Source organism: Actinoplanes sp. L3-i22 (assembly GCF_019704555.1).
Taxonomy (GTDB): domain Bacteria; phylum Actinomycetota; class Actinomycetes; order Mycobacteriales; family Micromonosporaceae; genus Actinoplanes.
The window spans coordinates 10,072,567-10,083,771 of the sequence record NZ_AP024745.1 but is presented as its reverse complement, the minus strand read 5'-3'; the positions used below and the strand labels follow the sequence as shown (position 1 = coordinate 10,083,771).

The 11,205-nt window shown below is 71.7% G+C and carries 10 protein-coding genes; 6 read left to right on the top strand and 4 right to left on the bottom strand.

Going from position 1 to position 11,205, the window contains the following annotated elements; all coding sequences use genetic code 11:
* The first annotated feature begins 161 nt into the window (after positions 1–161).
* A complete protein-coding gene (locus L3i22_RS44770; protein ID WP_370644301.1) occupies positions 162–992 on the top strand; it encodes a DUF4142 domain-containing protein in 831 nt (276 codons plus the stop codon).
* 108 nt (positions 993–1,100) lie between these two features.
* Here L3i22_RS44770 and L3i22_RS44765 read toward each other — a convergent pair whose 3' ends face one another.
* Complete coding sequence (locus L3i22_RS44765) at positions 1,101–1,949, bottom strand: ABC transporter ATP-binding protein (protein ID WP_221323499.1); 849 nt, start codon at positions 1,947–1,949, stop codon at positions 1,101–1,103.
* 65 nt (positions 1,950–2,014) lie between these two features.
* Between L3i22_RS44765 and L3i22_RS44760 the strand changes: the two genes are divergently transcribed.
* The 4 genes from L3i22_RS44760 (at position 2,015) to L3i22_RS44745 (ending at position 7,578) form a co-directional block, all read left to right on the top strand.
* The gene (locus L3i22_RS44760; RefSeq protein ID WP_221323498.1) at positions 2,015–2,953 is read left to right on the top strand and encodes a ribose-phosphate pyrophosphokinase; all 939 of its coding nucleotides are present in this window, start codon (positions 2,015–2,017) and stop codon (positions 2,951–2,953) included.
* A gap of 101 nt (positions 2,954–3,054) precedes the next feature.
* Positions 3,055–5,070: a response regulator gene (locus L3i22_RS44755; RefSeq protein ID WP_255657627.1), complete on the top strand. Its 2,016-nt coding sequence runs from the start codon at positions 3,055–3,057 to the stop codon at positions 5,068–5,070.
* A 140-nt stretch (positions 5,071–5,210) separates the two neighbouring features.
* Complete coding sequence (locus L3i22_RS44750) at positions 5,211–6,869, top strand: serine/threonine-protein kinase (protein ID WP_221323496.1); 1,659 nt, start codon at positions 5,211–5,213, stop codon at positions 6,867–6,869.
* Between the two features lie 46 nt (positions 6,870–6,915).
* On the top strand, positions 6,916–7,578 hold the full coding sequence (locus L3i22_RS44745) for a hypothetical protein (RefSeq protein WP_221323495.1): 663 nt from the start codon (positions 6,916–6,918) through the stop codon (positions 7,576–7,578).
* A gap of 101 nt (positions 7,579–7,679) precedes the next feature.
* Here the strand turns inward: L3i22_RS44745 and L3i22_RS44740 are convergent, their stop codons facing one another.
* Complete coding sequence (locus L3i22_RS44740) at positions 7,680–7,982, bottom strand: PLDc N-terminal domain-containing protein (protein WP_221323494.1); 303 nt, start codon at positions 7,980–7,982, stop codon at positions 7,680–7,682.
* Between the two features lie 384 nt (positions 7,983–8,366).
* Complete coding sequence (locus L3i22_RS44735; RefSeq protein WP_221323493.1) at positions 8,367–9,152, bottom strand: SGNH/GDSL hydrolase family protein; 786 nt, start codon at positions 9,150–9,152, stop codon at positions 8,367–8,369.
* Positions 9,153–9,394: 242 nt separating this feature from the next.
* Here L3i22_RS44735 and L3i22_RS44730 point away from each other — a divergent pair, with 242 nt between their 5' ends.
* Complete coding sequence (locus tag L3i22_RS44730) at positions 9,395–9,772, top strand: hypothetical protein (RefSeq protein ID WP_221323492.1); 378 nt, start codon at positions 9,395–9,397, stop codon at positions 9,770–9,772.
* A 401-nt stretch (positions 9,773–10,173) separates the two neighbouring features.
* On the opposite strand, the gene L3i22_RS44725 is transcribed toward L3i22_RS44730, so the two are convergent.
* On the bottom strand, positions 10,174–11,193 hold the full coding sequence (locus tag L3i22_RS44725; protein ID WP_221323491.1) for a LacI family DNA-binding transcriptional regulator: 1,020 nt from the start codon (positions 11,191–11,193) through the stop codon (positions 10,174–10,176).
* Positions 11,194–11,205: the final 12 nt, after the last annotated feature.

The following is an 11,205-nucleotide window of genomic DNA, read 5'->3' as shown; positions in this document are numbered from 1 at the left end:
GGCGGGGCGGGCGCGGGTGCATGTCGCCGGGGTGGCTGACACGATTCAAGACGGCCTAGCGTATTCGGGGCGTTTTCGCCAGGGCCGAAAGACTCTGGCCGACGTTGATCCACCACGGGCTCTTCTCCGTTCTCCCACATGACAAAAGCTGTGCGAGAGCTGTGGAGGAGGTTCGTGTGGTCGCCATCGAACTGGGATCACGTCTGCGGCAAGTGGCCGGGATCACTGTCGCCGTCGTGGCGCTGATGCTCCTCCAGCCGCACGCGGCGCGGGCGGCCGAGGACCCGGGCGTGCCGGTGCCGCCGAACCAGCTGATCACCGACACCGGTGAGGGCGAGGTCACCGCGGCGGACCGGGACTTCGCGTCCCGGGTGCGCCTCGCCGGGCTGTGGGAGATGCCGGCCGGCCAGATGGCCCAGCAGAAGTCCGACGACCCGCGGATCCAGCAGATCGGCAAGGACATCGCCGCCCAGCACGCGGTACTGGACCAGCTGGTCCGGGCGGCGGCCAAGAAGCTGGACATCGAGCTGCCGAACAAGCCGAACGCCGACCAGCAGGGCTGGCTCGGCGAGATGCGGGCCGCCCAGGGCAAGGAGTTCGACCAGATCTTCGTGGACCGTCTGCGGGCGGCGCACGGCAAGATCTTCCCGGCGATCGCGACGATCCGCGCGAGCACCCGCAACGACACGATCCGCAAGCTCGCCCAGCGGACCAACCAGTTCGTCGCGACGCACCTGACGCTGCTGGAGAGCAGCAACCTGGTCGACTTCAGCGAGCTGCCGACCGCCCCGCCGCCGACGACGGCGCCGGCCAAGACCGACACCAACGCCGTGCTGTCGGCGAACGACACCGCGGCCGGCCAGAAGCCGGCGTCGCCGCTGACCACCCCGGTGGTCGCGGTGGTAGTGGTCGCGGCGTTCGGCGTCGCGTTCCTGGTGACCCGCAAGATGTGGCCGAGCAGCCCGCGCCGGCGCCGCCGCTACTACAACTGACAAGACCCGCAGCACAGCCGCCAGCACCAGCCGCCACCCCGCGGCTGGTGCTGGTGGCTGTTGAAGGGCTCGTGAACAGCCGTGGGTGCCGAGCAGGCCGCGCCGCTACTACACCTGCGGGGCCGTTTCGGTGCCGCCCGGGACCAGGGTGACCTCGCCGTCCACGTGCTGGACGGTGAAGAGCGTCCCGGGTGGATAGGACCCCAGCACCTCCGGGGGCAACTGCACCGTCCCGTCCCCGGCCACCACCGCGAAGTCCTGCCCGTCGCGCCCCTCCGCCCCGACCCGGCCGTCCCGGATGGTGACCGCCCGGCCGAGCCGCGAGCCGACCTCGTTGTCGTGGGTGACTACCACGATCGTGGTCTCCCGCTCCTGGTTCACCGTTTCGAGTGCGTCCAGGACCTCGTCGCGCCCGGCGGTGTCCAGCCGGCTGGTCGGCTCATCGACCAGCAACAGTCCGGGCCCGGTCGCGATGCCGACCGCGAGCGCGGCCCGCTGGCGCCCGCCGGGGGTCAGGTCGGCCAGCTTGCGACGGCCCTGACCAGGGAGCCCGACCAGGTCGAGGATCCGGTCGGGATCGTCGAGCTTGATCCCCCGGGTGTGCGCCGCGCGGCGCTGGGCCAGCCAGATATTGCGGTGCAGCGTCGCGTACGGCAGCAGGTTGCGCGCCGCCCCCTGCAGGACCACCCCGATCTCGGTGCCCCGCAGCCGGGAGATCTCGCCGTCGGCCAGCTTGCCGAGGTCGTACGTACCGACGTTGATCCGCCCCGCGGACGGGCGCATCAAGCCCGCCAGCAGCGCGATCAACGTCGACTTGCCGGACCCGGAGGGCCCGACCAGGGCGATCGTCTCGCCCGGGGCGATGGAGAGATCGACCCCGGCCAGGGCGACCACGTCCCCCGCCTCGGCACGGTAGATGTGCACCACCCGCCGGCACGCGACCGCCAGTCCGTTCATGAGATCACGCTAACGTCGGTGGAGGCGTCCTGACGACCCCGTCGGGTCGCCTCTAGCATGTGGCCGTGCGTGACATCGCCGTTTTCACCGGATCCGCCCATCCCGAACTGGCCGCGGAGATCTGCGAGCACCTCGGTGTGCCACTTTTGCCGACCCGGATCTCCCGGTTCGCCAACGACTGCATCGAGGTGCAGCTGGAAGGGAACTGCCGGGAACGGGACGTGTTCCTGATCCAGCCGCTCGTCCCGCCGACCCAGGAGCACCTCGCCGAGCTGCTCTTCATGCTCGACGCCGCCCGTGGCGCGTCGGCCGGCCGGATCACCGTGGTCCTGCCGCACTACGCCTACGCCCGCTCCGACAAGAAGGACGCCCCGCGCATCTCGATCGGTGGCCGCCTGGTCGCCGACCTGCTCACCACCGCCGGCGCCAACCGGGTGCTGGCCATGACCCTGCACTCGCCGCAGGTGCACGGCTTCTTCAGCATCCCGGTGGATCACCTGCACGCGCTGCGTGAGCTGGCCCACCACTTCCGCGGCTACGACCTGAGCAACACCGTGGTGGTCTCCCCGGACCTGGGCAACGCGAAGGAGGCCGCGGCGTTCGCCCGGCTGCTGAACATCGAGGTCGCGGCGGGCGCCAAGCAGCGTTTCGCGGACGACAAGGTGGTGATCAACTCGATCATCGGTGAGGTGGGCGACCGGGACGTGATCGTCCTGGACGACGAGATCGCCAAGGGCAGCACGGTGTTCGAGCTGCTCGCCCGGCTGCGCGAGCGGAACGTCCGCAGCGTGCGGGTGGCCTGTACGCACGGTCTGCTCACCAACGACGCGGTGCAGCGGCTGGCCGCGGAGAAGGAGATCGAGGAGATCGTCTGCACGAACACGGTGCCGATCCCGGCGGCGAAGCGGCACGAGAAGCTGACCGTGATCTCGGTGGCGCCGGCGCTGGCCGAGGCGATGCGCCGTATACACAACGGCGAGTCGGTCAGCGCGCTTTTCCAGTAACAATCGTCCGGAATCCGGTCCGGCCATGAACATCCGGGCCGGATTCCGCCGAACACCCCGCACGCAGGCCCCAGGACACGAAAAATGTGCACATGGGTGTCATGGCTTACCCCCTCCGGTACGCGCTCGCCGATCTAGCCCTCGCGCTCAGCCGCGCCGCCGCGGACCCGGCCGAGGTCCGTTCCACGGCCGCTCGCGCCGCCGCCGACATGATCGGTGACGGCGCCGGCGTGCAACTGCTCCGCGACGACGGCCAGTACGAACACATCGCCTACCACCACGTCGAGGACGACCGGTCCGATCCGCTGGTCCGGGTGCTGGACCGGGCCGGCCAGGCGATCGACGACGAGTACTCGACCACGCTCGCGGCCAGTCGCCGCCCGATCGTGCTGGCCGGTGAGTCGGCGGCGGCTCTGGCCACGCCGGAGCACGGCATCACGGCCGCGGTGCTCTGTCCGGTGATCGTGGACAACACGTACGCCGGCTATCTGATTTTGACCCGGCATGTGCCGGACGCCTTCTACTCGACACCCGAGGTCGAGCTGGCCCGGGACATCGCCGGGGAGCTGGCGCTCGCGGTGGCCGGCTCGCGGGCGCAGGAACGGCTGCGGGCCGCCGAGGAGCGCTACCGCCGGGTCCTCGAGACGATCCCGGAGGGTGTGCTGCAGCTCGACCCGGACGGGGTGGCGACCTACGCCAACGAGCCGATCGGCGTGGTGCTCGGCATGCCCCGCAGCGAGCTGATCGGGGTGTCGCTGCGCGGCTTCCTGGACAACCAGGGGCAGAAGGAGCTGGACCGGCGGATCACCGAGTGCATGGGCGGCCGGTCCACGGTCGGCGCCACCCGGCTGATGCGTGCGGACGGGTCCCGGCGCAGCGTGCGGATGAGCATGATGCCGGTCCGGGACGACCACGGCGAGTTCGGCGGCGTGCTCTGCATGATCACCGACACCACCGACCACATCGACGCCCGCGGCCTCAAGCGCCAGCTCGACCACCTGCGCCGGCTGGACAGCCTGGGCCAGCTGATCGGCGGCCTGTCGCACGACTTCAACAACCTGATGACCGTGGTGGCCGGCTCGGCCGACATGATCCTGGAGCACGTCGAGGACGGCACCCCGCAGCACCAGCTGGCCAAGGACATCCTGGACGCGGTGTCGACCGGGCGCACGCTCACCCACCAGCTGCTCGCGTTCGGGCGCAGCGAGGGGAACCGGCCGGAGGTCATCCCGATCCCGGACCTGCTCACCGACGTGCAGTCGCTGTTCAGCCGGACGCTCGGCGAGCACATCGGGCTGGACCTGGCCTTCGGGCCGGACGTCTGGCCGGTGAAGGCCGAGCGCGGCCCGCTGGAGCAGGCGCTGGTCAACCTGGCGGCGAACGCCCGGGACGCGATGCTGCACGGCGGCATGGTCCGGGTCGCGGCCACCAACGAGGTGATCGAGCCGGGGCAGCTCGCCGAGGGCGCGCCCACCGGCAAGCTGGTGCACCTGGTGGTCACCGACACCGGCAGCGGCATGGAGGAGGAGATCCGCAAGCGGGCCCTCGAGCCGTTCTTCACCACCCGGCCCACCGCGGCCGGCCTGGGCCTGGCCACCACCGCCGGGATCGTGGCGAACCTGGGCGGGCACATCGAGCTGGAGTCCCGGCCGCGGATCGGCACGACCGTGCACATCTACCTGCCGGCCGCCGAGGAGCGGGCGCAGACGGCGAGCGAGCGCGGTGGCAAGAACGCGGTGATCGGCCGGGTGCTGATCGTCGAGGACCAGCCGGACGTGGCCCAGCTCGTGCAGCGGCTGATCGCGCCGGCCGGGTACGAGATCGCGGTGGCCACCGACGCGCTGACCGCGGTCACCCAGGTCGCCTCGGGCGCCCGGCCGGATCTGCTGATCACCGACGTGGTGATGCCGACGATGACCGGGCCGGAGCTGGCCGGAGCGCTGCGCACGCACCAGCCGGACCTGCCGGTGCTCTACATGTCCGGGTACACCGCGGCGTCGCTCGGCCCGCAGCTGCACCTGGACGAGAACAGCATGTTGCTGGAGAAGCCGTTCACCCGCTCGACGCTGCTCGGCGCGATCCGCTCACTGTGCGGACCGCAGCCGACGCACCCTTGAACGAGGTCCGCGGGGATTCGTGACGGTCCGGGTGGGAGTCCTCCCGGACCGTGCGAATCTGGCCGCCAGGGCTTGCCAGTTCATCTGGACAAAACGCAATATCTCGGGGCATTGCCGTCAGGCGGAAGGATCCCCGAGTAATGCAGGATTCCACGGACAGCGAGCAACTTGCCGGACGCAGTGTCGGTAACTCGTACCGATTGGTGAAGCCGATCGGGCAGGGCGCCACCGGCACGGTCTGGGAGGGTGTGGAGAGCGCGACCGGGAAACCGGTGGCGGTCAAGCTGCTGCACGAGAGCCTGCTGCGCCAGCCCCGGCTGGTCACCCGCTTCGTGCAGGAGCGGACCATCCTGCTGATGCTCCGGCATCGCAACGTGGTGCGGGTCCGCGACCTGTTCAGCGTGGGGGAGACCCTGGGTCTGGTGATGGACCTGGTGGCCGGCGGCAGCCTGCGCGACCACCTGGAACGTGAGCGGACCATGGCCCCGGCCGAGGCGGCCCGGCTCGCCGCGCAGGTCGCCGACGCGCTGGCCGAGGCCCACGAGCTGGGCATCATCCACCGCGACCTGAAACCGGACAACATCCTGGTGCTGGAGAAGAACGGGAAGCTGGAGACCCGGCTGACCGACTTCGGCATCGCCCGGATCCTCAACGTCCCCAGCATGACCACGCCGAACGCGGTGGTCGGCACGCCGCACTACATGGCCCCGGAGGCGTTCCACGGGGTGACGCCGAGCTCGGCGACCGACGTCTACGCGCTCGGGGTGCTGCTCTACGAGCTGGTCTCGGGGCAGCCGCCGTACCTCAGCGACTCGGTGCCCGAGTTGATGCGCATGCACGCCGAGGGCCGCCCGCAACGCCGCCCCGGCATCCCCGACGACCTGTGGAAACTCATCCGGTCCTGCCTCTCGGCCAAGCCCAAGCAGCGTCCGGCCGCGCCCGCGCTGGTCCGGGACCTGCGGCAACTGGCCCGCAAGCTGACCGAGGTGCCGGCGCTGCTGCCGCCCGCGCCGCCGAGCCTGCCGCCCGTCGACCCGGACGACATGGCGGTCGACCCGCCCGAGCTGCGCCGGAGCGTGCGGCTGCTGGACTCCGGGCGGCGGGCCGTGGCCCCGCAGCGCCGCCCCCGCAACGCCGCGCCGGTCCACCGCTGGATCCGGTCCAGCGCGTCCGTCGCGGTCCTCGCCGGGATCCTGCTGGCGACCGGCATCGTCACCTCGCTCTGGCGCCTCGCGCCCGGCGAGAGCGCCGCGACGCCGCCGACGGCCGGCGCGCTCCCCACCCATCCGATGCGGGCCGCTGCCTCTCTCGCCGCGAGGCGGCCGGCCCTCACCCCGAAGCCGCGGTCCAAGGCCGCTTCGCCCACCAAAAAACCGATTAGGGTACGGACGAAGCCCGCCACCAAGACCCGATCCCCACTGCCGGAGGGGGACCGCCGCGGGCCCTGGGAGTGCGCCCCCGGCCTCGTGATCGACCTGGCCACGCGCAGCCCGCTCGCCCCGAAGCCGTGCCACTCGGTCGGCCGCGACGTCCAGTTCCAGGCGTCGCTGACCGCGCCCGCCGGGGGCCGCGCCCGGATCGAGGTGACCCTGCGGGACGCCGAGACCGGCCGTACCGTGGCCGGCCCCACCACGTGTGACGGGCTCACCTTCACCCAGGGCCGGATGACCCGGGCCTGCGGTCCGGCCGGCGCCGCACCCCGGCGCGGGCACAATTACACGGTCGTCATGGCCTTCCGGTACGAGCGTGACGGGCACACCTCGAGCAGCACCGCCCGGGGGCGCGTCTTCACCTGGTGACGAAGCCCACTAAGATCCATCGATACGCCGGGAGGGGGCTTCCGTCATGAGCTTTGATCTGTACGTCTGGCACGAGCCGGAGGCGATCACGCCCGCGCTCGCCGAGAGCAAGCTGCGCCGCTGGCGGGACGAGGAACCCGGGATCTTCCGGGCGCATCCCGCCGTGCGGTCGTTCCGCGCCGCCCTGACCGACCGCTTTCCGCCGGACTCCGAGGTGTGGAGCGGCCGGCCGGCCGAGTCCGACACCGTGCTGGCCCTGACCGTCGCCTGGCCCCGGGCCGGCGAGGTGGGCTCGGCCGTCGTGGCGCTGGCCCGGGAACACGGCCTGGTCTGCTACGAGCCGCAGTCCCACCTGCTCAACCCGAACGCGGCCGGGCACATCCCGGCCTTCACGCTGACCTCGGCGGCCGGGCCGGAGGTCCCCGACCCCACCGAGAAACGGATCGAGCAGCGGATCCGCCGCCTCGGCCCGGACAACCACTTCCTGATCCTGGAGCGCGCCGACGGCTGGTTCGTCCAGGTCGGCTACGGGCCGGCGGCGGGGGCGGAGGCCGGCCGCTACGCCCTGGAGTACCGGGAGGGCGCCCCGGAGCGGCATTACCGCACCGAGACCCCGGACCTCACCGAGGCCGCCCGCCTGCTGACCGACTTCCTGGCCGGCGCCGACACCTACAAGCGCCGCCACACCTGGCAGCCCCTCCACACCTGACCGACCCAGGCGCCGGGGCGGACGCCCTGACCGATCGCGGCGCCTTCGGGTGGACGGCCCTGATCGATCCCGGCGCCGGGGGCGGTCGCTGTCGGACAGGGTCAGCGGTTGCGGATCGTCTCGGCCAGCATGCGCAGGAACTCCGGGTCGTCGTCCGGCCCGATCGGGGCGACCCGGGGCATCGCCACCAGCGGCGTCAGCTGCTCGGCCGCCGTGCCGGCCCCGCCGCGCCCGGCCCGGAACCAGCCGATCGCCCCGGCCACCGGGCAGAGCGCGATGAGCACCAGCCACGCCTTCCGCGGAAAGTGCCGTACCCGGGACTCCTCGGTGGTCAGGCAGTCGATCACCGCGACCACGCTCAGCGCGACGGTGACGAGGAAGAGCAGCAGGTTCAGTCGGGCCATGCCGAGGAATCCTGCCGCCCACCGGCAGCCACCCGGTTCCCCGCGAGTTGCCACCCCGTTGCACACCCGCGACCCCGGCCCGCGGGCGAGCCGGGAGTGCCCGCGGCGGGGCCTGGAGTGCCCGCGGCGGGGCCGGAAGTGGCCGCAGCCGGGCCAGGAGTGCCTGCGGCCGGGCCCAGGAGTGCCTGCGGCCGGGCCGGGAGTGGCCGCGGCCGGGCCAGGAGTGCCCGTGGCCGGGCCGGGAACGGCCGCAGCCCGGCCCGGGCGGGTCGCGGGCGGGTCGCGGGCGGTGGGTGGGGGCGGGACGGGGCTCAGGCCGTACCCAAGCAAGGGTTTGATCTTGGTTTGGCGGCGGGCTCACCGGAGCCCGCCGCCGGGCGTCGGTCAGGAGGTGGCGCTGGTCAGGGCGGGTAGGTAGCCGAGGGTGTAGCCGTTCGTGTTCGGGTGGTAGGAGTTCTGCGGCGGGATGATCGTCAGGCCGTTGAGGTACGGCTTGGCGGCACAGACGCCGTGGCCCGCGAAGTTGTCCCGGACGTCCGCGTAGGTGAAGCCGGCCGCCGCGGCCCGCGACTTGATCATGTCGTCGAGGGTCTGCGCGCCGCTGTTCAGCGCCTTGCGCTTGGTCGCGCTCATCTCGCAGATGGTGGCCGAGGTGTCGAAGATGTTCGGGTAGGACAGCACGACCACCTGCGCGCCCGGGGCCTTCGCCTTGATCGCGGCGTAGGTCGCGTCGAGCTTGCCCGGGAGCGTGGTGGCGACGTAGGTCTTGCCCGCGTTCACCTTTGCCGTGCAGGTGGCGTCGCTGCTGGTCAGGCACGTGATGACGGTCGGCGCGAAGCCGGCGTCGTTGCCGCCGATGGTGATGCTGACCAGGTCGGTGCCGCTCTTCATGGCCGGCACCTGGGTGTTGAGCACGTCGTCGGTGACCGCGCCGCTGCAGGCCAGGAACTGGAACGTGGCCGGGCTGTGCTTGGCCGCCCACTGCGCCGCGTAGCTGTAGTTGCTCCGCAGGCAGCCGCCGGACTGTCCGGGCGCGCCGACCCCGGACGAGTAGGAGTCGCCGAGGGCGACGTAGTCGACGCCGGCCGCCTGAGCGGGGGATGCGACGGCGACGGTGAGCGCGAGGGCGGACGAAGTGACGAGACAGGCGAGGACGGTAGCCCTACTCATCGATGGCCTCCGATATCCGTATGCGGATCTCTGGGGCCGAAGCGCTTCGGTTACCGCACAGTAAGTCAAGGTCGTGAGAAATGGAAAGCGGTGATTTTCTTGTTACAGAGGAGTAACATGCTTCGATGTGACCTGGGGTTATGGCCCTGGGTGATGTTACATGGGCGCTTCGTGACGGGCTCTCAACCACTGCGGAGCGATCCTTCAGCGTGTCTCCAGAAATCCGGGCTAGGTTCGATCACATGGAAGAGAACCGGGCTCGGCGGGTGGTCGAGCGGCTGCGCGGGCGCAACGTCTTCGCCCATCTGAAACTTCCGCACGCCGGGCTGACGCAGTACGGGATTCGCGTCGTCCTCCCCGACGGCCGCGAGGCGATCTGGGACAACGACGGCACCGCCGGGCTCGAGGCGCAGGTCATGCGCGACGGCATTCTGGTGGGATTCGTCCCGTCCATCCCGGGGTCCGAGAGCTTCAGCGACGACGAGATCGTCAGCGCGATCGCCGGGGCGGACTATGACCAGCCGATCGGCCGCTCCACGCCGGTCGCCGGGCGCCGTCCGACTCCGTCGCCTCCGCCGCAGAGCTTGACGCAGCGTTTGCGCACCACCTTCGGTGGCTGAAAACCGCTTCTTGGGTACGGTCTGGGCCGCGTCGACGTCAGTCGGCCCGGTCGTCGCGACCGCTCCCCAGGCCTGATCGGCCCAGCCTCGCCGGGTCATGCGGCGGGGGCCGGCTGGTGCTGAGGTTTGCTTCCGAGGGGTTGGAGCAGCCGTGCGTGCCGGCCGGGTGGGTGCCGTGCGGCGGGCTGGTGGTTGAGGGTTGTTTTGAGGGGTCTGGCTGCCCTCAGCCACCAGCCCGCCGACGAGCATGCGGGGCAGCCGGCGATGAGTCGGGCGAGGTCGCGCCGGATGGCCGGGCGGCCGCGGCTGGGCGATGAGTTGGGCGAAGTTCGCGCCGGAGCGCCGGGCGGGCGGAGGTGTGCCGATCGCCGCCGCGTGCGGAGGTGCGCCGGTCGCCCGGGTCAGGCGGAGTCGCGCCAGATGACCGGGGTGGGCAGGAGCTGGCCGAGGGTCTCGATCCGCTCGCCGCGGAGCTGTCGCAGGATCAGCTGAGCCGCCACGGCTCCTATCTGCTTCGCCGGCTGGTGGACCGTGGACAGCTGCGGCTGGGTCCGGACCGCCCAGGTGCTGTCGTCGAAGCCGACGATCCCGACGTCGGTGGGGACCACCCGGCCGGCCTCGCGAAGCGCTTCGAGGGCGCCGGCGGCGATCGCGTCCGACGCGGCGAAGACGCCGTCGATGCCGGGGTCGCGTTCCAGCAGCATGCGCATGCCCTTGACGCCGGAGCCGTAGTCGTAGTGCGGGACGTCGGCGACCAGGGCCGGGTCGAACAGCTCGCCGGTGGCGGTGCGGAAGCCGCTCAGCCGGTCGCTGCCCGAGTCCCGATCCAGCGCGGCGGCGATCATGCCGATCCGCCGGCGGCCGGTGGCGACCAGGCGGGCGGTGATGTCGCGGGCCGAGCCGGCGTTGTCGATGCCCACGAACGGGATCGTGCCGCCCAGGTCCGGCGGGTGGCCGACGAACGCGGCCGGCAGCCGCAGGTCCTCGATGACCTGGATGATCGGGTCGTGGGAGCGGGCCGAGACCACGATCGCCCCGTCGACGAAGCCGCCGCTGAGGTACCGCGAGACGCGCTCCATGTCCCGGGTCGACTCGACGACCAGGCTGACCATCTGGTGGTCGGCGAGGGAGAGCGCGGCGTTGGCGCCCAGCATGATCGCGCCGATGTTGGGGTCGTCGAGGAACAGTGAGTGCGGCTCGAGGGCGACGAACGCGACCGCCTCGGAGCGGCGCATCTTGAGGGCGCGGGCCGCGGTGTTCGGCACATAGCCGACCTCGGTGATCGCGGCCTCGATGGCGGCGCGCGCCTCGGCGGAGACATAGCCGCCGTTGAGGACACGACTGACGGTGCCCCGGGACACGCCCGCGGCGGCCGCGATGTCGTGCACCGTGGCGCGCTTCGGGGGCCTGGGCTGGGACATGCGCTTCACGAT

What these genes read in the sequence shown, in the direction of transcription:
- L3i22_RS44725 (WP_221323491.1), bottom strand. Translation starts at nt 11,193, where the DNA reads ATGTCCCAGCCCAGGCCCCCGAAGCGCGCCACGGTGCACGACATCGCG.
- L3i22_RS44740 (WP_221323494.1), bottom strand. Translation starts at nt 7,982, where the DNA reads ATGGCCCGACTGAACCTGCTGCTCTTCCTCGTCACCGTCGCGCTGAGC.
- L3i22_RS44735 (WP_221323493.1), bottom strand. Translation starts at nt 9,152, where the DNA reads ATGAGTAGGGCTACCGTCCTCGCCTGTCTCGTCACTTCGTCCGCCCTC.
- L3i22_RS44755 (WP_255657627.1), top strand. Translation starts at nt 3,055, where the DNA reads ATGGCTTACCCCCTCCGGTACGCGCTCGCCGATCTAGCCCTCGCGCTC.
- L3i22_RS44765 (WP_221323499.1), bottom strand. Translation starts at nt 1,949, where the DNA reads ATGAACGGACTGGCGGTCGCGTGCCGGCGGGTGGTGCACATCTACCGT.
- L3i22_RS44750 (WP_221323496.1), top strand. Translation starts at nt 5,211, where the DNA reads ATGCAGGATTCCACGGACAGCGAGCAACTTGCCGGACGCAGTGTCGGT.
- L3i22_RS44730 (WP_221323492.1), top strand. Translation starts at nt 9,395, where the DNA reads ATGGAAGAGAACCGGGCTCGGCGGGTGGTCGAGCGGCTGCGCGGGCGC.
- L3i22_RS44745 (WP_221323495.1), top strand. Translation starts at nt 6,916, where the DNA reads ATGAGCTTTGATCTGTACGTCTGGCACGAGCCGGAGGCGATCACGCCC.